Annotated in this window: 18 protein-coding genes; 5 read left to right on the top strand and 13 right to left on the bottom strand. The window is 61.4% G+C overall.

The window, feature by feature from the left end; translation table 11 throughout:
- Window positions 1-840 precede the first annotated feature (840 nt).
- Window positions 841-1,380: a flavodoxin family protein gene (locus tag RY113_RS14445; protein ID WP_110106142.1), complete on the top strand. Its 540-nt coding sequence runs from the start codon at window positions 841-843 to the stop codon at window positions 1,378-1,380.
- Window positions 1,381-1,576: 196 nt separating this feature from the next.
- Here RY113_RS14445 and RY113_RS14440 read toward each other — a convergent pair whose 3' ends face one another.
- The 10 genes from RY113_RS14440 to RY113_RS14395 form a co-directional block, all read right to left on the bottom strand.
- Entirely contained in the window at window positions 1,577-2,176 is a 600-nt protein-coding gene (locus RY113_RS14440) for a V-type ATP synthase subunit D (protein ID WP_315915125.1), read from the bottom strand.
- 2 nt (window positions 2,177-2,178) lie between these two features.
- Entirely contained in the window at window positions 2,179-3,627 is a 1,449-nt protein-coding gene (locus tag RY113_RS14435) for a V-type ATP synthase subunit B (protein ID WP_315915124.1), read from the bottom strand.
- The gene (locus tag RY113_RS14430; protein ID WP_315915123.1) at window positions 3,624-5,372 is read right to left on the bottom strand and encodes a V-type ATP synthase subunit A; all 1,749 of its coding nucleotides are present in this window, start codon (window positions 5,370-5,372) and stop codon (window positions 3,624-3,626) included. The genes RY113_RS14435 and RY113_RS14430 overlap by 4 nt, the downstream gene beginning before the upstream one ends.
- Window positions 5,360-5,881 (bottom strand): V-type ATP synthase subunit E family protein, encoded by a 522-nt coding sequence (locus RY113_RS14425; protein ID WP_315915122.1) that lies wholly within the window; start codon window positions 5,879-5,881, stop codon window positions 5,360-5,362. Before RY113_RS14425 ends, RY113_RS14430 begins: the two co-directional genes overlap by 13 nt.
- Window positions 5,878-6,168, bottom strand: a complete 291-nt coding sequence (locus tag RY113_RS14420; protein ID WP_146213032.1) for a hypothetical protein — start codon at window positions 6,166-6,168, stop codon at window positions 5,878-5,880. Before RY113_RS14420 ends, RY113_RS14425 begins: the two co-directional genes overlap by 4 nt.
- Window positions 6,165-6,608 (bottom strand): ATP synthase subunit C, encoded by a 444-nt coding sequence (locus RY113_RS14415; protein WP_315915121.1) that lies wholly within the window; start codon window positions 6,606-6,608, stop codon window positions 6,165-6,167. The genes RY113_RS14420 and RY113_RS14415 overlap by 4 nt, the downstream gene beginning before the upstream one ends.
- Window positions 6,605-7,924 carry a V-type ATPase 116kDa subunit family protein gene (locus tag RY113_RS14410; RefSeq protein WP_315915120.1) on the bottom strand — a complete coding sequence of 440 codons (1,320 nt, stop codon included), beginning with the start codon at window positions 7,922-7,924 and terminating at the stop codon, window positions 6,605-6,607. Before RY113_RS14410 ends, RY113_RS14415 begins: the two co-directional genes overlap by 4 nt.
- The gene (locus RY113_RS14405; RefSeq protein ID WP_315915119.1) at window positions 7,911-8,837 is read right to left on the bottom strand and encodes a hypothetical protein; all 927 of its coding nucleotides are present in this window, start codon (window positions 8,835-8,837) and stop codon (window positions 7,911-7,913) included. Before RY113_RS14405 ends, RY113_RS14410 begins: the two co-directional genes overlap by 14 nt.
- A complete protein-coding gene (locus RY113_RS14400) occupies window positions 8,837-9,337 on the bottom strand; it encodes a hypothetical protein (RefSeq protein ID WP_315915118.1) in 501 nt (166 codons plus the stop codon). The genes RY113_RS14405 and RY113_RS14400 overlap by 1 nt, the downstream gene beginning before the upstream one ends.
- A 307-nt stretch (window positions 9,338-9,644) precedes the next feature.
- The gene (locus tag RY113_RS14395) at window positions 9,645-10,625 is read right to left on the bottom strand and encodes a 1-phosphofructokinase family hexose kinase (RefSeq protein ID WP_315915159.1); all 981 of its coding nucleotides are present in this window, start codon (window positions 10,623-10,625) and stop codon (window positions 9,645-9,647) included.
- Between the two features lie 384 nt (window positions 10,626-11,009).
- On the opposite strand from RY113_RS14395, the gene RY113_RS14390 reads away from it, so the two are divergent.
- The 4 genes from RY113_RS14390 to RY113_RS14375 all read left to right on the top strand — a co-directional run bounded on the left by RY113_RS14390 (window position 11,010) and on the right by RY113_RS14375 (window position 16,015).
- On the top strand, window positions 11,010-11,174 hold the full coding sequence (locus tag RY113_RS14390; protein ID WP_315915117.1) for a hypothetical protein: 165 nt from the start codon (window positions 11,010-11,012) through the stop codon (window positions 11,172-11,174).
- Window positions 11,175-12,045: 871 nt separating this feature from the next.
- Window positions 12,046-12,354 (top strand): DUF488 family protein, encoded by a 309-nt coding sequence (locus RY113_RS14385; protein WP_315915116.1) that lies wholly within the window; start codon window positions 12,046-12,048, stop codon window positions 12,352-12,354.
- Entirely contained in the window at window positions 12,351-14,741 is a 2,391-nt protein-coding gene (locus tag RY113_RS14380; RefSeq protein ID WP_315915115.1) for a glycosyl hydrolase family 65 protein, read from the top strand. Before RY113_RS14385 ends, RY113_RS14380 begins: the two co-directional genes overlap by 4 nt.
- On the top strand, window positions 14,738-16,015 hold the full coding sequence (locus tag RY113_RS14375; protein WP_315915114.1) for a beta-phosphoglucomutase family hydrolase: 1,278 nt from the start codon (window positions 14,738-14,740) through the stop codon (window positions 16,013-16,015). The genes RY113_RS14380 and RY113_RS14375 overlap by 4 nt, the downstream gene beginning before the upstream one ends.
- 133 nt (window positions 16,016-16,148) lie before the next feature.
- Here the strand turns inward: RY113_RS14375 and RY113_RS14370 are convergent, their stop codons facing one another.
- From RY113_RS14370 to RY113_RS14360, 3 genes are read right to left on the bottom strand one after another with little or no spacing between them, the layout of a single operon-like run.
- The gene (locus RY113_RS14370) at window positions 16,149-18,674 is read right to left on the bottom strand and encodes a plasma-membrane proton-efflux P-type ATPase (RefSeq protein WP_315915113.1); all 2,526 of its coding nucleotides are present in this window, start codon (window positions 18,672-18,674) and stop codon (window positions 16,149-16,151) included.
- Window positions 18,664-21,009 (bottom strand): phosphoketolase family protein, encoded by a 2,346-nt coding sequence (locus tag RY113_RS14365; protein WP_315915158.1) that lies wholly within the window; start codon window positions 21,007-21,009, stop codon window positions 18,664-18,666. Before RY113_RS14365 ends, RY113_RS14370 begins: the two co-directional genes overlap by 11 nt.
- A complete protein-coding gene (locus RY113_RS14360) occupies window positions 20,951-21,499 on the bottom strand; it encodes a hypothetical protein (RefSeq protein WP_315915112.1) in 549 nt (182 codons plus the stop codon). Before RY113_RS14360 ends, RY113_RS14365 begins: the two co-directional genes overlap by 59 nt.
- Between the last annotated feature and the right edge of the window lie 211 nt (window positions 21,500-21,710).

Here is a 21,710-nt window from a genome sequence, read left to right as displayed (position 1 = left end):
TGCACAACATGGCTGAAGACCTATGCCAGAGTCTCTTCCTGTGGCAACAAACCCGTATCTTTGCCGGTGAAGGGGGAAATTCCCGCAGTATCCAGCGTGGAGAACCCATTACTGCCTAGAGGCCGACCAACGCGTGTAAACGCACGGCCTGTCGGCAAAGATGCCGAGTCATGCTAGATACCGCAGACGACAGCCTGGTCACGTGTCCCGCCGAAGGACCACATCCATTCGCATATGCCTTCACGGGCAGCACTTGAGCAGACTGGGGTTCCCTGCCCACGGCCACCACGGCATGTCCGGTATTGCCATGCATAGACTCCTAAATCACGGTGTGTGCATCGCCTGCACTTGGGTGAATTTGCCTCAGCCGTTGCCGATGGCACGGTTCCGTAATCACCTTGCTGGCCACCCGTCATCGTATCCTCGGCCCAATGTCCCGGTTAAAGCCGGCGTTGGCGAAACCTGAAGGGAACACGGCCACGAGGCCATAGCCCTTTCCCCTGCTGCATCCATGGTGGCTGAATCACTCCAGGCGAGGACGGCCGGCACACTCCTTCGATGCTCCCCCATATGGCCAACCTCGACCCCAAGGAGCCCTTAGAGGGAAAACCCCCAGGTTATCCGTGTTGAATTTCACCCCACAAGAGGTAAATGACCATGAGTAGTAGTGCAGCGGCCCCCTGACAGTCACGATGGCGTTGAGCGACGCCTCCTAGTCCCCCACAGCCGTCAGCTCCCCCTCCAGAGCAGTGGGACGTTCGGCACTAGTGCACTGGACCGGGACCAGTAAGTCTTGAAACAGAAACCCCTAACTCTTGATCCACAAGAAAGGCAATCCAGATGAGTGTCGTCGTCGTTTATGAATCCATGTTTGGCAACACACGCGCCGTCGCTTTGGCGGTCGCTGAAGGGCTGGCTCCCTTTGGCGTGGTGGTCACGGCAAACGTCAACGATCCGCGAGCTAAAGAGGCCACGCGTTCGGCCGACTTGTTGGTTCTGGGCGGACCAACCCATGTCCATGGCATGACAAGACCGGAATCGCGCAAAGAAGCAATAACGTGGGCCAGCGACGCCTCCAAGCATCTGTCACTCGAACCCTCAACGCCGGGCATGGGGGTACGTGAATGGATCAAGGATCTTGATCTGGTTCCTGCTCTGTGCGCAGCCTTCGACACGCGAGCGGACAAGGCGCACATTCTGACAGGAGCAGCGTCAGGGCACATCGAACACGCGCTCACGAAACGCGGCTCGCGCACCGTCATTTCGCCAGAGAGCTTCCTCGTGTCCAGGGACAACACCCTCGAAGAAGGTGAGCTGGACCGAGCTCGAGACTGGGGCGTCAGCGTAGGAAAAGCCATGGAACAGTTCATTCACCACTAAACTTGGCTGCCTGCCACCGGCGTCGCACAGTGATGGAGGGTTGCTAACATGCGCTAACTGCGTCGTCACCCTGCTCGTTGGAATGGGCGTGCGATGCAAAGGAAAAAGTGCTCGCCGTAGCTCACAAGTTGGCGAACTCTCAGGGCCTGTCCCTAGAACATCGTCGCCCCGCATGCGCACCAACAGAATCGGGCACTCATCCGTCACCAGACTTCCTGTCGGCGGCCCAGCGAAGGCGCAGGCTCTCTTCAAGCTCCTGAGCGTCGAGCTGCCTTCGAATGTTCGCCAGCTCGTCCTCCAGCTTGGGAATCCACCGGCTCTCAACAGCTCGCTGACGCGTCCGGGTTGCCAGAAGTTCAGTAGCCAGCAGCAGCTCAGCGCGCTGGATAGAGGCATGGCGGGCTCCAGCAACGAGCGCGCTGCGATGGACAGAAGCAGCGTAGGATAGAGCCGAACTTCCCGACTGCGCTAGCAACGCAGGAAGAGCGCATTGCGCATCTTCGGGATACGTAATACCCATCGCGTTACCCCACCGGAAAAATACTGTAGCGTCGGCCAACGGCGCCGCCGCCGCTATCCGGGCGCTGCCGTCCAGGGCGGCTGAGCGACGCAGCCACACGGCAGCTTCCCCGGCGAGATCCTCCCACTCCGCCCGGGTCTGGTCCATGTGCAGGTGTAGCCGTTCAATCTGATCCATCAAGATACGCTGTTTGCGGTCTAAAAGGCGCGCACCGTGGCGCGCTGTTTCAAGGCGACGTTCAAGCCGAACCCTTGCCGCGCGTCCCGTGCCGCTCATTTTCAGCTGCCACTTCTGGGCAGGTATCGATCCAAGAACACCCTGGGCAGCATCGTCAATTCTTTATCCGGAAGTGCCGCCAAAGCCGTCCAGGCCCGGCCCAAGGTATCTTCCAAAGTCCTGCTCTCATCCCGCGCTTGATCAAAAAGTCCCTTCTCCACCAAGGTTCGGTACAAAATGTAGCTGCGGTCTGTTTCGCTCAAAGCAGCTTCACCCACCAGCTCGGCCAGCTCGGTGGCCTGCCGCGCGCGCGCCAAGGCGGCCAACACCTGTGCCGCCACATCGGGGTGGTCTTCCCGGGTCCGACCCTTGCCTGCGCCACTGCGCATTAGCCGAGAAAGCGAGGACAGGACATCCACCGGAGGATAGATGCCGCGCGCGGCTATGTCGGGGGCAAGGACGATCTGACCTTCCGTGATATATCCGGTCAGATCCGGCACCGGATGAGTGATGTCGCCTGCCGGCATCGTCAGCACCGGCACAATCGTCACAGAACCATCGTGTCCCTTGACCCTCCCGCAGCGTTCGTAAAGGGTCGCAAGATCGCTGTACAGATAGCCTGGGTAACCACGCCGGGCCGGGATTTCGCGCCGGGCGGCGGACACCTCACGTACGGCTTCGGCGTAGCTGGTCATGTCGGACATGACCACCAAAACATCGTGACCTTCGGTATAGGCCAAGTGTTCGGCGATCGTTAGCGCAATCCGCGGGGTGAGGATGCGTTCTATGACCGGATCGTCGGCAGCGTTCAGTAGCAGGATCAGTTCCTTCTCTGCAGAGCGTTCTTCAAGACGATCCCGGACAAAGGCGATGTCCGCATGGGTCAACCCCATGGCAGCAAATACCACCCGAAACGACTGGCCGCTGGAGGTGGCCTGTGCCGCTATCTGGGTGGCCAGCGTCAGGTGAGGTAATCCCGGCACCGAGAAGATAGGCAGCTTTTGTCCTCTGACAAGGGTCATTAACCCATCGATCACTGAGATGCCGGTCAGAACTGGCTCCTGTGGAGGCTCCCTGTAAACCGGATTCAGCGGCCACCCGCTAACAGGCAGTGTTGCCGTGCCCGTCACCGGTGGCCCGCCGTCGAGCGGTTCCCCACGACCGTTGCAGACCCTGCCAAGCCACTGGGTGCCGACTTGGACATGCAGAGGACGGCCGTCAAACCGGACCCCGATTCCGCCCAGGGACATACCATCGGTACTTTCCAGCACCTGCAAGGTTGCCAGATCCCGGTCCACCTCCAGCACCAACCCATGACGGCTTTCCCCTCCGGCTAGGTCAATGGTGGCGAATTCGTCCCACCCAACACCGCCAGCCCCGCCCACTACAAGCAGTGGCCCCCGAACTTCCCGGATGTCGCCATGGGAGATCTGCGCGCCGAAGCGATCAGACAGCGGCGCGGGGTCCGTGCCTTCAATAGGCTCTTTGGCCGGTCCGGTCGAGTCCTTCATTGCAGTGCCTCTAAAGCCACAAGCACTTCTGCACTTCGGGCCCGCACCGAGGCATCGTCGGAGGGCCCGAATTCCTCGCGGGCCCTCAGTACCGGTCCAAAATCGGCTTCCTCAATGCTGGCCACTGCCACACCACGCTCCACAAGCCGCTGGCAAGCGTCAACGACGTCGAACACCAGGTCCAGTAGCGCAGCACCTTTCTCCAGTGAGCAGTAGCCGTCGTTGTTGCTGAGGGCGTTTTGCATCAGCACCCCGTCGCGCAGCAGTCGCCCTCCCAGCAGCAGGACTTGCTCATGCCCGGGCAGCGAGGACCGTCCGATGATTTCCGCGAGTTCAGCTAACCGGTCCGACTCGGCCAGAAGGGCGACGGTGCGTGCCCGGCGGATCGCCCAACCGGGCTGCCCGTTGGCCGCATGCCAGTTGCCCAACTCTTCGGCGTCCCTAGCAAATGAACCCGTCCAACTGACCGCGGGATAGTGGCGGGAGTAGGCCAGGTCCCGGTCCAACATCCACAACGACCGGACAAAGCGTTGGGAATCAGTGGTGACAGGTTCACTCATATCACCACCGGGCGGAGAGACAGCCCCTATCACTGTTACCGAAGCACTTTGCCCACCCAGTGTCGTCACCCGTCCTGCCCGCTCGTAGAAGGAGGCCAGCTCGGAGGAGAGGTTGGCCGGATAGCCTTCCTCAGCAGGTAGATCGCCGTTGCGGTTGGCGAATTCACGCAGGGCTTCAGCCCACCTCGAGGTGGAGTCGGCAATGACGACGACGTCGTATCCCATGTCGCGGTAGTACTCCGCCACAGTGATCCCGGTGAAGATACTGGCCTCTCGTGCCATCATGGGCATGTTGGAGGTGTTGGCGATGATGACCGTACGATCAATCAACCTGTCCCCAGTCCTTGCATCTTCGAGCTGTGAGAGTCCGTCGAGGACGTCGGCCATTTCATTGCCACGTTCCCCGCAACCCACATAGACAATGACGTCGGCATCGCTCCATTTGGCTACCTGTTGCAGCATCATCGTCTTGCCCGTTCCGAAGCCGCCCGGAACAGTCGCCGCGGCACCACGTGCTAGCGGGAAAACCAAGTCCAGGACCCGCTGGCCGGTGTGCAATGGAACGGCTGCGGTGTGCCGAGCCAGAAAGGGACGAGCACGACGAATCGGGACACGCTCGGCCAGCGACACAACGTGATCAGCCACTACAGCGATCGGATCAAGCACGCGAACCTTGCCTTCCGGGGCCACCCAGCTGAGCACGCCATAAACGCCGGCAGGAACCAGCACGCGGTGGACCACCGATCCAGACTCTGGCACGGTGCCGAGGACGTCGCCTGCGGAAACGTTCGTACCGGGCACAGCAGTGGGAACAAAGGTCCACTCGCGCGCCAGAACCACCGGATCTGCCGTGGATTGCGAACGCGCAGGTGTCAGCCACATCGGCGCCGAAGACAGGGGCCGCATGAGTCCGTCGAACACCTGACCCAGCAGGCCCGGCCCCATGAGAGAGGACAACTCCGCACCGGTCGCTGCGGCAACATCGCCAACCTTCAACCCGCCCGTATACTCATAAGCCTGCAACGTTGCCTTGGTGCCCGCGATGGCCACGGTTTCTGCAGCAATCCTCTGCGGGCCGAGCGTCATCAGCTCAAGCATGGACAGCCTCTCCACACCTTCGATCTCCACGAGTGGACCACTGACCCGGACCACTTGCCCATCCTTCCCCTCTGCTACCGGTTCCACAACTCACGCGCCTCGGGCAGGGAGTCCAATGTCATCTCGGCAAGAACGGGAAGGGAAAGATCCAACCGGCGCGAACCTGCAACAGCGATGATACCGCCGTCGCTGCTCGAGGAAACACTCACTTCAGGTCCCAGCAAGTCTTGACAGTTTTCCCGCAACCTTGCCAACAACTCCGGGTATCGAGGGTCGCTTTGCAATTTTGATGCAGTCCCCGCCAGCTGGTGGCGGAGTTCTTCTATCACTGAACTCTGCCGCGCGAGCACCAGCTCGTGCGCCTCCCTGCGCACCCGGGATGAGCGCAGTGCTGCCTCGGTCCGGGCCGATGCGGCCCCCGCCGCTGCGGCGTCAGTGACAATCTGGGCAGCCTCTGCCTGCGCTGAAGCCAGTATGGCCGACACTTCCTGGAGAGCGCCATTGCGGAACTCGGCGACCTGGCTTTCGGCCGATGCCCGCAGCGTCTGCCGCACCGGCGCCAAGGCGGCCTCAGACACCGGCGTCAGCCCGTTCATGATGGAAGCACCAACGTCATGGGTGAGCGCGAGTCCGAGAGCGCCGGCCCCAAGGCCCGTGCTGAACGAGGTGTGAGGATCACCAGTGCTGTTTCAACTGGCAGTGCAGACCATGCGTGGAGGGTTTCTGCCTCGTTTTCACACGCGTGGAGGGTTACGCCGGCGAGTTGGAACCCGGCCAAGAGGGCCTGTTCACCGATCGCGGCAATCCTATCGGGTGCGATGGTGTTGGGCGCGCTGGAACTGGACAACAAATTTTCAGGGGTCGATGCGCGTGGCGTACTCACGCTTTGCCTATCAAAATGATGGCAATTATGAGGCCGTAGATGGCAATTCCTTCGGCCAGGCCAACTACAACCATTGCCCGGCCGAAGATCTCAGGACGCTCACTCATCGCGGCCAAAGCAGCCGATCCGGTGTAAGCCACGGCAAAGGCAGCGCCGATCGAGGAACCTGCTACGGCGATGGCTGCTGCTATCAAGGCCGCGCCGCCGGCACCGTGCGGCGCGGCTGCGGCTGCGGCTGCGACAGCTGGTTCCACTCCACCGGCCGCGGCAGCCGGACCGGAGCTCAAAGCCCCAACGAGCAACGCTAGGGCTCCTACCATCACCGCGATATTGATGGCCAGCAGAAATTTGAACGCCGATTTTCGCCAGCGTTTGACGAGGAGAATTGCTCCCGTGGTGGCGATCAGGAACACGGGAATGGTGACGAGCCAGAGATTCACGGTAGTTGCCTTTCAGCTGGGATGCCTGTATCGGCCGTTGTGGTGGCCGGGTTGCCGACGGTGGTTGCTTCCGGCGCCCACGGTTTGAAGGGGCGCCCCTCTGTTTGAAAAATGCGTGAGAACAACTCGTAATACTCCAACCGCAGTGCCTGAATTCCTGCGACCAGGGCTTCCAGCGCAAAGGTAACAATGTTCCCCACCAGGAACAGCAGTACCGCAGCGCCTGCGCGCCACCCTGGCACCCACAACGCCGTCGTACCGTTCCAGACCACCATCAACAGGGCGGCGTGAGTCAACCCAAACGCGGCGAGCCGGGCAAAGGAGACAATGTTGGAACCCAGCCGGATGATCGTGTCCATGAGTTCGATGAATGCTTGGACGACGGCGGTACCCCCGCCTCCGGCTTCAACGTACAGGCCAATGAAAATGAAGACGAGTGAGCCAGAACTAAGCACGATTGAGGTGGCGGTCAAGATTCCGATGCCCGCGGCGAGCCCCCAAACGAGGAGCCCCACGGATAGGAACAACAGTGAACCTGCAGCACCGGAGCGGGCATAGAGCGCCAAGCCCCAGCCTCCCTCCCGTACACGGTTGATGGTGCCGACGGCGTAAGCTCCGGCAAGCAGGAAAGCCCCGACACCCAGGCCTGCCAACAGAAGTGGCACCGGGTTGGCTAGAGGTTCCAGCCACAGCACAGGAACCAGTCCTGTGGGACCGAAGGCCTCCCCGTATAGTGCTCCGAAAACCATGGCGGCCATCCCGGAGGCACTCACAAAAAGCCAGGCCCTTTTTAGGGAAGCAAGTTTTTTGATGCGCCCGCTGCGCAACACTAAACCGCAGGCCAGCAACATCGCCCCATGTCCGACGTCGCCGAACATTATTCCGAACATCAGGACATAGGCCAGTGCCGCGAGGCGTGAAGGGTCAAGGTCCGCGTACGGCACTGTCCCGTACGTGTCCACGAGTGTCCGAGACATTCCTTCACGGCTGCTTCCACCGAACAACGTGGGAGGTTGGATCCACCTCGGCCCGGGCAGCGGAACAACTGCGGCACCCAGCGGGGCTAGTGCTTCGGTGAGTGCGGGAATCCCGTGTTGCGGAGTCCAGCCCACCAACGCTGCCGTGGGCCCGTTGACGACGGCGGCCGCCGCGGCCTTGTCCACTTCCCCGCTGCCATTGCCGGGCTCGTAGGGTAGGTCCAGTTCCACCTGCGCGTTGCGGGCAATTTCCATGAGCATGCTCGCCCTGTCCTGTTCCGCCACCACTAGGGCTACCCGCTGCATTCGGGCTGGCGCCAGCGATTCACGCGGCCTCATCAAGCACCTCGCTTGAGCCGGCACCGGCGGCAGCCGCTGCGAGGGCGGCCCGCACGCGCCACGCATCCATCGACAGGACAGCAATAGCCCCCAGCACAACGTCAGGTCCGGGTCTGGAGTGGCGCAGGAGCCGGAATCCATCCGACTCCACAGCGGTATGCGCACGGGCCTCCGCGCGCCAAAGTTCAACCGGCGAGTCAATATCGCCGACTATTTTTTGCAGCGACGGCGGCAGCGCTGTGCGAAAGTTGCTGATGCTGTCTGCGCTTTCCCATGACCGGCCAAGAACAGGGCGTAACAAGTTCAGAAGCGCTCGTTCCGGAAGAACGCCGTCAACCGTAAGACTCCGTGCAGCAGTAAGGACACACACGGCGCCGCACCACGGCTGCGCCGGGGGTGCGATGACGGCCAGCCTGCGCACCCAGGCCACGGTCAACGCGGGCCGTAGCGGTCCCCGCCCACCGCCATCGGCACCCTTCCAAGGCGAGGTGCGCAGGATTGTGGCGAGTTCCTCACGTGAACCAGCCGAACTGAGGCGATGCCAGGCGGTCGCCAGCGTACCCAGACGATAGGGCTCAGGAGCTGGTGGGCCGCCGTCGAGCTGGTGGGCTAAAGCCACAATGTTCTCAATTTCAAAAATGCCCGCCGCGGCCCGGGCGAGTGCGGTGCCGGAGGCTGGAAGCCAGCCAGCAAGCACTCGAAGCTGCCACAAGCAGGCCTCCTGAACGGCGCGTTCAGCGACGAAAAGACTTGACACGCCGTGGAGTCGTTCCGCATAGCTTGACTCTTGCAGTGAGGAGAGTGCAGCATCCAAGGTAGGTTCTGTGGCCAGTGTACGGCTGGTACCAGCCCCCACACGGCGCTGCGCCATGGATCGGGCCCGAACGGATGCCGCAACCCAGCCCGCCTCCATTACCGTCCAGCTTTCCGTGGGCTGAGCAGGGTGTCGATGACCTTGGCGACGACGGCGGGAATCCTGGCTAATCCGGACTCTTCCAGAGCATTGGCCTCCAGGGCAGCCTGGTCCATAGCCCGCGAATCCCTCTCCTGGGCCTCACGTTGAACCTGGGCGGCCGCTTCGGCGCGTGCCGCACTGGCATCGAGTCGAGCTTGGGACACCATGGCCGCTGCTTGGGTCCGTGCCGCCGCTACGTCATGTTCGGCTTGGCGACGAGCCTCCTCGACCAGCAATTCACCCGCTTTGACATCGGCGGCCAAGGCTGCGAACACAGGCGTCAATTCCATCGCGGGGCCCTGGTCGTCAACGGCTGGGACACCTGACGGGCCAGTCGGGCCTGGCGCACCCACAGGCCTGAAACGGTCAAGAATACTCAATCGCGCCACGACGACCTCCATCGGAATGTCTCTGGGGCCCAGTGTAGGCGCCATTTCGGTCCAGCGCACTGCTGTCATGGCCTCTCAATGCCCACACTGTTGTGCCCCGATTACTGGTCTTGGACCGTTCCTGTGCTGCAGCGGCCTGGCCGTGGACGCTGCAGGACAATGAATCGAAAGGTGGGTCACGTTTCTCGGGTCCTTTGGCTATCTACTGCGCTGAACTTAGCCGTAGCGATTCCGCCCGTTAGACCATCCTGGGAAGGCTACCAGTTCGACTCCCAGCGCTGGCCTGAGAGTTGTGAACGTGCGAGGCCGGACACCGACGCCGTGTTGGAGACTCCCCCTTGGCAGATACGCGAATCTGGCTCAACCGTCAGTCACCTCAATTAGTTGCGAGTGCTCTGGCAACCATTTCCGCTTCGAGGCGCTCGACGTCGTCCCGGCAACACAGTTCTGTTGCCGGTGACATCACCGCGGCACTTCCCGCGGCGACTGCTGTTCTCAATGCCGCCTCAGCCGTGTTTCCCTGTGCGAGCCGCAGAACAAATGCGGCCAGAAAGCTGTCCCCGGCTCCGACGGTGCTGACCACCTTCACCGACGGCGTCGGTAACCGGATGACGCTGGCCTTGGAGGCAAGCACGGCCCCGGCTTCTCCGAGTGTCAGCGCGGCGTAGTCTGCGCGCCCTTCTGCAATCAGTGATGAAGCCGCGTCGATTTGGCTCTGTTCGCTGTCAAGGGCCGCGCCGACATGTTCAGCCAGTTCCCGCCGGCTGGGTTTGACCAGGAAGACTCCTTCAGCGAGGGCTTCTGTAAGTGCCGGCCCAGAGGTGTCCACCACGCACCGCACATCGGCCTCTCGTGCCAGCCGCGCGACTCGGGCATAAAAGTCCTCCGGTACCCCCGGCGGCAGACTACCGCTGGCAACCACATATCCACCTGCTCGGATGGACCGGCCAACAATCTTCAGGCAGGTGCGCCACTCCCCTTCACTGAGCTCGGGACCTTCCAAGACGAATCGGAATTGATTCCCCGTCGAGTTCTCATCAACCGTGACGTCTTGCCGGGTTATCCCACCGACTGCTGCCACCAAAACAGGGATCCCTTCAGCTTCCATCAACCGGCGATAGGTGTCTCCGGTGGTACCGCCTGCGGTGAACACAGCCAAGGCTTGACCGCCAAGCCGTTGTATCACCCGGGCTACGTTTGCCCCACCACCTCCCGGATCGAGGCTGCTACGGCCGCACCGGAGCTTGTGACCACTGTAGACGAGGTCTGTTGAAGTGCTAACGTCCAGTGCGGGGTTCATGGTGAGAGTGAGGATTGGTTTGGAGCTCCACAAGGAAGAGGCTTCCGTGAGTCCCATCCTTGGCGAGCTGACCAACTGTGAATCGACCGATTCCATGGCTTAACTGGTACCCCCAGGATTCGTTTCCGTCCTACTGCGTTGCAGGCCCGGACTGCGCAAAAGACAGCTCTGCTTAGTGGATAGAAGCATAGGACACTAAAGCAATGACGTCCATGCGTGTTCCAGCGCCTTCATCTGGGCTGGCAACGAGCAGCGCATGTTTCGCAGAGATGACGTCTTGTCCAATAGCCAACCTCAGGAAGACGAATACGGCGACGCCTGGACGTCCACACCAGCCCTCGGCGCAAGGATTGCCACTAGACTTCCACTTCCGAAGGCAGCCTGGTGAAACACCGGATGGTTATACCGAGAAATCCGCGTAGGCACGTGATTGCAGCAGCCATGCCTCACAGCAATCCCGAGGCCTGCCTATCAAGGATAGCCGCCAGCCTGACCAAGGAGAGCGTCGAGGAACGCCTCAACCAGCGTGAAGCCCAGTCCACGGGCCAGCCCGTGGACATCGTCGCTACTCGGGACCGCGCCCGTGCTAAGAATGAGACGACGTGATTCGAAGCGAACCACATGGACCGTCGAAGTGCTTCCAGAATCCGGCGAGTTAGCGGTTTGACCAGCGTTCCGGCATAAGGCAAGGGCGGCGCGGATCGCTGTCCGCCAGCCAGCTACCTTTGCCCTATTGGGGAAAGGGTGCCAGCCATTGCATGTTCTAACGTTTCCAACGCCCTGGCATCCGGGGATGGGGTGACGATTGAGACTCTAACAACCGCCGAGTCGGTTCGCTGTGACCTTGAGATCTTGGCGACGTGAGTGGCTGGCTGTTCCTTGAGGCATCGTTGCGCGGCTCCTTTGCTGATACTCCAGGGTCTGCAGGTTGGGACGCTGCCAGCGGAGCCCTCATGCGATTAGCAGTCTGATGGATTCTGGGTAGCCACTTTTGGATCTTGTCATTGCGTCTTTGTCTGGCGGCCTTCGTCATCCCGGACACCCAATCGGAGTCGGCGAAACAGGACTGTTGCGGCGTCGGCTACGGTTCCTGATGTGATTAGCGGGGGCTTAACGTGTGGTCAGTCACTGATGTGGGCTGTGCCGGCGAGTGTGTGCATGAGGTCATCGACCATTTGTATGTGGTGGTTACCGTTTCTCGCTTGGTGCAGTGCCCGGCGCAGGATCTTGTGAGGAAGCTTCTCGTGCCCGGAAAGCCGTTGCTACCCGACCCCGCAGGTGCCCCACTTCGCACGGCACACGGTCAGCGCATCCTTCTCCACCACCACACCGGAAATGTTCGTTCCATCGCAACGAATACGACCCTCTTATGGTTCGTAGTTGATACGGGCCAAGGAAATAATGCTTTTGACACATACGTCCTAGCCACGGGTAACCGGAACTGCGAGACTGGTGCCGAGGAGAGGAATGCCGGGTCATGGCGGACATACACAAGGTGAGGGCGGGCCGCATCTACGAAGGCAGGGCGCACGGGGAGGGTTCCCGGGTGCTGGTAGACCGTATCTGGTCACACGGCCTGAGCAGGGAAAAAGCGAATCTAGATGAGTGGTGCAAGACGGTGTTTTTCTCAACACGGTTGTGCAAGTGGTACGGCCACGATCCGGAACGCCTCGAAGACTTCGGCCGCCGGTACCGGAGCGAAAGTGAAGAGCCTCAAGGCGCCGGGTCCCTTGAACACCTGCGGGCCTTGGCTGATCTGGTCCAAAACAATCCGGCGTCCGCGTGATTTCGCATCCAGCGTTCAGTTGCGAGGCATGGTGCCTGCGTGAGACGGATCTGGATCTGGACGTGCTGGCGCAGAGCGAATCCTTGTTTGCGCTCTCCAACGGCCATATCGGCTGGCGGGGCAACTTGGATGAGGGTGCACCGTACGAGCTGCCGGGTTCCTACCTCAACGGTGTCCACGAGTTACGCCCACTGCCCTATGCGGAGGCCGGCTACGGTTACCCAGAGTCCGGCCAGACCATGATTAATGTGGCCAACGGCAAGCTGATCCGGCTTTTGGTGGACGATGAACCCTTCGATGTGCGTTACGGCACGCTCCACAGCCACGAACGAGTCCTTGACTTTGCTGCCGGTGTACTGCGGCGCAATGCGCTTTGGACCTCACCAGCAGGGCGGACCGTCCACGTATCATCAACCCGGCTCGTGTCACTGGTCCAACGTTCCGTCGCTGCCATCGAGTATCAAATTGAGGCAGTCGACGGCCCGGTTCGCTTGGTGATCCAGTCAGAGTTGGTCGTCAACGAGCCGTTGCCTCCCGGCAGTGAAGACCCCCGTGCAGCGGCCGTGCTGGAGTCACCGTTGCGCTCGCAGATGCACGCCAGCGACGGCATGCGAGTAGAGCTGGTACACAGGACCGAGCTCAGCAACCTTTTGGTGGCTGCAGCCATGGATCATCTGGTGGATGGGCCAGACTCCATGCAGGTGCTGAGCGAGAGCTTCACCGATATGGGCAGGGTCAGCATGACGGTCATTTTGGAGCCGGGGCAGCGGCTGCGGTTCGTCAAATTCGTCACTTATGGCTGGTCCGCGGAACGAACCCGCCAAGAGCTTGGCGACCAGGTGGACGCCGCCCTGACGGGGGCACACCAGAGCGGTTGGGAGGGACTACTGGCCGAACAGCGGACCTATCTGGATGATTTCTGGGCCCGGGCCGACGTCGAAGTGGATGGCGATGCCGAGATCCAACAGGCTGTCCGGTTCGCGTTGTTCCACGTCTTGCAGGCAGGGGCCCGGGCCGAGCGCCGGGCTATCCCCGCCAAGGGCCTGACAGGGACCGGTTACGGTGGGCACGCCTTTTGGGACACGGAGACTTTTGTTCTTCCTGTCCTGACATACACCGTCCCCACAGCTGCTGCTTATGCCTTGGCATGGAGGCATTCGACCCTGCAGCCCGCGTTGGATAGGGCAGCCCAGCTCGGTATGAAAGGGGCAGCTTTTCCCTGGCGCACCATCACAGGAGCGGAATGCTCCAGCTACTGGCCGGCGGGAACTGCAGCCTTCCACGTGGGTGCCGACATTGCCGACGCGCTCGTCCGTTATATGAACGCCACCGGTGACACTGACTTCGAGGCGAAGATTGGTTTGGAATTGCTGATGCAGACCGCACGGTTCTGGCAATCCCTAGGCCACCACGATGCCCAAGGCCGATTCTGCATCGACGGGGTCACCGGTCCCGATGAGTACAGTGCCGTCGCGGATAACAACATCTATACCAACTTGATGGCCCAGCACAATCTGGTCTCCGCCGTCGAGGTTGCCAAGAGAAATCCGGACCGGGCCCGTGAACTGGGCATTGACGAGGAGGAGATGGCCGCGTGGGGCGATGCCGCGCGGGACATGATGGTCCCCTACGACGACGTCCTCGGGGTGCATCCGCAAGCAGATGGCTTCACGGCGCACCAGGAGTGGGATTTTGCCGGTACCAGCGCCGAAGAATACCCGCTGCTGCTGCACTTCCCGTATTTCGACCTCTACCGCAAGCAGGTGGTGAAACAGGCAGACCTGGTCCTTGCCATGCACCTGCGCGGGGATGCCTTTACCGCGGAACAAAAGGCCGCGAACTTCCGCTATTACGAACGCCTCACCGTGCGCGACTCTTCGCTGTCCGCATGTACTCAATCCGTGATGGCCGCCGAAGTAGGTCATTTGAGCTTGGCCTATGACTATCTTGCCGAGGCAGCTTTGATGGATCTGGAAAATCTTGAACACAACACTCGCGACGGCGTGCACATCGCATCGCTGGCTGGCACGTGGATTGCCCTGGTTGCCGGTCTGGGCGGTATGCGTGAACGAGGTGGCACGCTACGTTTTGCCCCGCGCCTACCCGAGGGCCTGACTCGGGTGTGCTTTCGCGTCCTGTTTCAGGGGCGGTGCCTGCAGGTCGAAACCATCCCTGGCTGCACGATTTACCAGCTGTTGGAAGGTACAGCCTTGGAGATATTCCATTTTGGTGAGCCCGTCATCGTGAAAAAAGAGCCGACGTCGTGCCCCACACCGGCGTTGGTGCTGGCACCAGAAGAAGCCAAACGGCCCACCCAGCCGGCGGGTCGCGAACCTCTCCTGCGCAGTGGACGCCGCAGGATCCGCACAGCGAAGGACTTACCATGAGTAACCTGCACCACCCCGGTGGCGGACACCCTGCTGTGGACATTGCCGCCTATGACGCTTGGCTCTTTGACCTCGACGGTGTTCTGACGAAGACCGCTTCGGTGCACGCCGCTGCCTGGAAGCAGGCTTTTGACGAATTCCTCCACGAAGAGGGTGCCCGGCTCGGAAAGTCCTTCAGCCCGTTCGATCCGGGCGCTGACTACCAGCGCTACGTTGACGGAGAACCACGCGCCGACGGGGTGCGAAATTTCTTAGCCGCACGAGGTATCACCCTGGCCGAAGGAACGGATGGGGATGCTGCTGACGCCCACACGGTCATAGGCCTCGGAAACCGTAAGAACGTGCTGCTTCTGCACGCCCTTAAAACCAGTGGCATCGAAAGTTACGCCGGCGCCGTGGCGCTGGTGAAGGCCCTGCATGCCCAAGGAACACCCACTGCTGTGGTCTCCGCCAGTGAGAACACAGCAGCGGCGCTTGACGCTGCGGGGATAGCCGAACTTTTCAACGCCCGTGTTGACGGCCAGGTGGTCAAGGAACGCAATCTGGCAGGCAAGCCCGCACCGGACAGTTACCTCGAAGGTGCCAGGTTGCTGGGTGTGGATCCTGCCAAGGCCGTGGTCATCGAAGACGCCTTGGCGGGGGTAGAGGCAGGCAAAGCCGGCCACTTTGCTCTGGTGATTGGAGTCAATCATCACGACACCGACGGCACCCACGACTATGCCGACCAATTACGGCGACACGGTGCCGATGTTGTCCTTGCTGATCTGGCCGATCTACTGCTTGATCCGGATGCAGCTCCGGTCAAAGACGGCGAGAAACCCGCTCTAGCCAGACCGGTTGGACGGGGCAAGAATGGAGTAATGGACTACACAGCGAAGGTTGCATCCGCCGTCATCGTCGTCGCCGAATTGGAACGCTCTCTGAGTTTTTATCAGGACGTCTTCGGCTGCACTCTCGCCCTGCGCCACGGCAACGGAGCGCTGATATTATCTCCGGATGGTTTCGAGATTTATCTGGTGGCCAAAGGTAGCCGCAAGGGACACCCCACGGGTGGCATTGGCGAGCAACACCTGATGTGGGCCACCGATAGTGCCCAGGCTCTGACGCACTTCGAGCAGGTATTAAAGGACCGCGGCGCCTACACCTACACGCATACCAGCGCAGGGGTGACGTTCGTTGAGGGCCACGACCCGGACGGCACTCGCGTGGTCATCGCCCACCCTAGCCCACAGCAACAGCCCCGTTCCGTGTTCGACAGCCGGCTTTACAACTAACCCCGAACACACGACGACGCCATACGCAAGGATCTAATGTGCGCTCCGTGTTCCAGGTGGAGCCAGTGTTCTAGGTGGGGACAGTGTTCTAGGTGGGGACCGGTTCGAGTTTTCTTGCAGCACCAGCGAGCTCTCACCGGATCTTGTGACCGCCCCCAGCAGCTAGTGCAACGGCAGGATCAAGCACCTTGTACGCGAGGAGCTTGACACGGTCGCTGAGCAACGCCCATAGGATGGCGTAACCCCAGACGAAGGCCGCCCACCCCCATCCCAGCTGTGTCATAAACAGTCCGAACACGGCAATGAGCGTGGCAATTACTTGGGTCCCCAACACGGCGAACAGCAGGATGCGGGCCGGCCGGATGGACCAGAACGGGCCGCGTGTGCGAGTCAGGAAAATGGTTAGGTGACCGGCCACCGACAGCATCAGATACATCATGGTCTGCAGCTGGGGACGGCCGATGCCGAAGACCCGATCGCCTAGGTAGAACAGGCCAAAGGCGGCGATCGGGCCGAGCACACCCAGCACTGTCGCTATCCCCAGCACCACGCGCATATTCCACGCTTCTGGCTGGCTGCGATAGCGGACGTTGTCGTAGGCGATCGAGAGGATCGCGCCGTCGTTTAGCAGTGCGAGCATCACGATCATGATGGCGGTGACCGGGTAGAAGTTGAACACAAGTATGGTGAGGGTGACGAAGAGCAACACGCGCAGCGTCTCGGCAATGCGGTACATGGCGTAGGAATTCATCCGCTGAAAAATCCGCCGGCTGATCTTGATCGCATCGATGATCACCGACAGGCCCGGGGTGAGCAGCACAATCGCGGCCGCAGCACGGGCGGCATCGGTGGCACCGGACACCGCAATGCCACAGTCCGCCTTCTTGAGGGCCGGGGCGTCGTTGACCCCGTCGCCTGTCATGCCGACGATGTGGCCGCGCTGCTGCAGGACCTCGACAATGTGGTATTTGTGTTCCGGGAAGACTTGGGCGAAACCGTCGGCCCTTTCAATAGACTCGGCAGTTGTGGCGCTTTCCGTCTTCTGCACCTCCCCCAGGCCGGCGGCGTCGAGAATGTTCGCACCCAAACCGACCTTGACGGCGGTTTCCCTGGCGATTGCCAACGCATCCCCGGTCACCATCTTCACTTCCACACCCATTTCACGGGCGGTGGTAATGGTGGCCGCAGCATCCTCACGCGGAGGATCAAACAGCGGCAGGACGCCCAGAAAGCGCCAGTCACCCGTCGGACCGGTGCGGGCCACGCCGAGGGAACGGTACCCGCGGGTGGCGAAATCGTTGACCGCCGCATCGACGGCGGATTTCACGGCGGATGCGTCAGTAGCCAGGGCCAGCATCACCTGCGGCGCCCCCTTGCTGACCTTGAACGTGGGCTGCTCTGTTCCTGTACCGGCCCCTTTTTCCGTGACGGTGGCCTCGGTGCGCTTGCTGACCGGGTCGAAGGGCTGGTAGCCCGTCACGGTGTATCCGTGCAGTGCGTCAGGGTCGCTGAGCCCGCCGAGGATAGCGAGATCTATGGGGTCGTCGTTGTCTGCGCGGGAGGCCAACGCCCCGGCAATGATCACCTCTGCGGCCGTGACACCATCGGCGCAGAACGGGTCCCCCAGTGTCAGTGAGTTTTGGGTCAGCGTTCCTGTCTTGTCGGAGCAGAGAACGTCGACGCCGGCGAGTTCCTCAATCGCCACAAGCCTGGAGACGACGGCTTGTTTCGTGGCGAGGATCCGGGCACCAACAGCCATGGTTACTGACAGCACCGTGGGCATGGCGACAGGGATCGCCGCAATCGTCAGCACCAGGGCGAACTGCAGCGTGGTCAGCAGCGGGTCATGGCGCAGCAGCGACACGAGAACTATCACGGCAACGAACACGGCAGCGAGAATGATGAGGTAGTTGCCGATTTTTAGCACGGCCTTTTGGAAGTGGCTGACCGTGTGCGCACCCTGTACCAGTTCAGCTGTGGCGCCGAAGTAGGTGTTGGCGCCCGTTGCATAGACCAAACCGTCAATCTCGCCGCGGCGGACAATCGAGCCGGAATACACTGGATCGCCAGGGGCACAGGTGAGCGGCAGCGATTCCCCGGTCAGTGCGGATTGGTCAACCTCAATCTCATCACCTGCGAAAAGGCGCGCATCGGCGGGAATGATATCGCCGAGCCGAAGCCTGATGACGTCTCCCGGAACTAGCTCCCGGGCTGCCGGGGTGATCCACGTTCCGTCGCGTCGGACGCGCGCTGTGACTGCCAGCTTCGCCCGCAATGCCTCGATGGCATTGCCAGCCTGGCGCTCCTCACTCCAGCCCACAAGGGCGTTAGCCAGCAATAACACCAAGATGATGAAGAAGTCCGGCCAGTGCCCCACCACAGCAGACAGGATGACGGCGGCCTCGATCATCCAGGGAATCGGGCCCCAGAAGTATGACAAAAACTTCAGCAGCGCATTCGCGTGGTGCTCGGCGATCTCGTTTGGACCGTACTGAATCAGCCGCTTCGCAGCTTCCACCTGGCCCAGCCCATCCGGCGATGTTCCCAGCTGGTGCTGCACTTCCTGCATGGGCAGCGTCTTCAAGCTCTCCGCGGTCGCGGCATCGCTCCCGGGGACAGGTCTCCCCGGATTGGCGGCCGCCGGTTTCTTACTGGCCATGACATGCCCCGTCCGGGTCCCAGGTCCAGGTGCGGATTTCTGGCAGATCCGCACCGTGTTGGTTGATGTAAAGGTTGTGCTCGATGAGCTTGTTGGCCATCTCTTGCTTGAGGTAGTCCGCTTTAGCCCCGAGCTGGGGCAGCCTGTCGATGACGTCTTGGACCAGGTGGAAGCGGTCGAGCCGGTTTTGCACGCGCATGTCAAAGGGCGTGGTGATGGTGCCTTCCTCGTTGTAGCCGCGCACGTGCAGGTTGTGGTTTCTGCGCCGGTACGTCAGGCGGTGGATCAGGGATGGGTATCCGTGGAACGCGAAGATGATGTGCTTGTCGCGGGTGAACAACGAGTCGTAGTCTGCGTCGGAGAGCCCGTGGGGGTGTTCGCTGGCTGATTGGAGCTTCATCAGGTCCACCACATTGACCACCCTGACCTTAAGCTCGGGCAGGTGCTCGCGCAGGATCGAGACGGCGGCCAGCACCTCAAGGGTAGGGGTGTCACCGCAGCAGGCCATGACGACGTCGGGCTCGGCGCCACGGTCGTTGCCGGCCCACTCCCAGATCCCGATTCCCTGGGTGCAGTGGATCTCGGCATCGTCCATGGAAAGCCATTGGGGCATATCGCGTTTGCCAGCGACGATGACGTTGACGTAGTGGCGGCTTCGCAGGCAGTGGTCGGCGACGGTGAGGAGGCAATTCGCATCCGGTGGGAGGTACACCCGGACAATGTCCGCCTTCTTGTTCACCACATGGTCAAGGAAGCCGGGATCCTGATGGGTGAAACCGTTGTGGTCCTGCTGCCACACGTGGGAGGCAAGCAGGTAGTTCAACGAGGCGATGTCACGGCGCCACGGCAGTCCCTTGGTGATTTTCAGCCATTTGGCATGCTGGTTGAACATTGAGTCGACAATGTGAATGAAGGCCTCATAGCAGTTGAACAAGCCGTGGCGGCCCGTCAGCAGATAGCCTTCCAGCCAGCCCTGGCACTGATGCTCAGAGAGCATCGAGTCCAGCACCAAACCGGACGGGGCCAAAAACTCATCGCCCTCGATCGTGCGGGCCTCCCATTGGCGGTCGGTGACCTCGAATACGGCGCCCAGCTGGTTGGACAATGTCTCATCCGGACCGAAGAGACGGAAGTTGCGCCGTTCCGCATTCAGTGCGATCACCTCACGCAGGAAATTCCCCAGCACAAGAGTGTCCTTGGCCTCGACGGCTCCGGGTGCGGCCACGGCGACGGCGTGCGTGCGGAAGTCGGGCATACGCAGGTCCCGCAGCAGCAGCCCGCCGTTGGTGTGCGGGTTCGAACCCATCCGCCGTTCCCCGGACGGGGCCAGCGCCTCCAGTTCGGGCAGCAGCCGCCCGTCCGCGTCGAACAGTTCCTCGGGCTTGTAGCTGCGCATCCACGCCTCCAACTGGCTGACGTGACCTGGGTGGCCATCGTCCACAAGCAACGGCACTTGGTGCGAGCGGAACGTGCCCTCGATCTTCAGGCCGTCAACCACCTTGGGCCCTGTCCACCCTTTGGGGGATCGCAGCACAATCATGGGCCAGCGCGGCCTGGTGGTACTGCCACCGGTACGGGCGTCGGCTTGAATGGTAAGAATGTCCTCAATGGCCGAATCCAGCACGGTGGCCATCCGCTGGTGCATCTGCTCCGGATCGCTGCCTTCGACATAGCGCGGGTCCCACCCGCAGCCATGCAGGAACGCATCAAGTTCCTCGTGCTCGATCCGGGCCAGCACGGTGGGGTTGCTGATCTTGTATCCGTTCAGGTGCAGGATGGGCAGAACTGCCCCGTCGCTGACAGGGTTAAGGAACTTCGTGGACTGCCACGATGTGGCCAACGGCCCTGTTTCGGCCTCCCCGTCGCCAACAACGCACGCGACCACCAGACTCGGATTATCGAACACGGCCCCGAACGCATGGCTGAGCGAGTAGCCCAGCTCCCCTCCCTCATGGATCGAGCCCGGAGTGGTCGGTGCCACGTGGCTTGAAATGCCTCCCGGGAACGAGAACTGCTTGAACAGTTTCTTCATACCAGCCTCGTCCTGGCTGACGTCAGGGTAGATCTCCGAATAGCTGCCCTCCAGATAGGTGTTGGCCACCAAGGCCGGTCCGCCATGCCCGGGCCCGGAAACGTAGAACATGTCCAACCCGTACTTCACGATCGCCCGGTTCAAATGCACATAGATGAAGTTCTGTCCTGGTGTGGTGCCCCAATGCCCCACCACCAGCGGTTTCACATCCGAGAGCGCCAGCGGGCGCTTGAGCAGCGGATTGTCATAGAGATAGAGCTGTCCGACCGACAGGTAGTTCGCCGCCCTCCAATAGGCATCCATGCGGTGCAGCAGTTCCTGACTCAACGGGGGCCCCGGAAGCGGGGCGGTTTCGCAGACATCGGTGTTGTTGGTCATGGCTTGATCCCTTGTCATTGTTGGGTGCGCAGGGCGGGAAGAGCACTGTCGTGTTCTTGTCGACGCCGATTTCGATCAGGGATTGCAGGTTGCGCAACTGCAACGCAAGCGGGTGAGCCATTACGCGCTTCATGCTGTCCGCCAGCTGGAGGTCTTTGAGCTCCACGCCGGTGACCTCCACACCCCAATCCACTGTCCTGACGTCGAGGCTCTCTCGAATGTCCACGCTGACGTTCTCACAGGTGATGCCCTGCAACTGGATCGGCATAGTGATGGTCCGCCAACGGACCTTGGGCATCCTGTCGGGCCGGAACAACACACCCATCTCGTACCCTGTGAGAACACGGATCGAGAGTTTGAGCGCAATCAGCGCCAGTATCACGACCACCATAATATGGGCCACAATGACAGTCATGACAACTCCCTAGGAATTGGGCTCAATTCTCAAGGAACCAAGCCGTAAAGTGTTAAGTTCGCTGGCAGATCCGGGTCAGCTGGGGCCGGCGGTCAATGCTCAGAGAGACTTGGAACCGGTTCACGGTTGGCGTGTGTGGATCGGTCGGAGCCGGTTCAGCCATGTGCTGCGTCTTGGTCAGCGCTCCCGTCTCGGCTGAAAAACCGTCCAC

The organism is Arthrobacter sp. lap29, assembly GCF_032458965.1.
Classification (GTDB): Bacteria; Actinomycetota; Actinomycetes; order Actinomycetales; family Micrococcaceae; genus Specibacter; species Specibacter psychrochitiniphilus.
The sequence above is the reverse complement of the archived record's forward strand: the minus strand, read 5'-3'. Positions and strand labels throughout refer to the sequence as shown.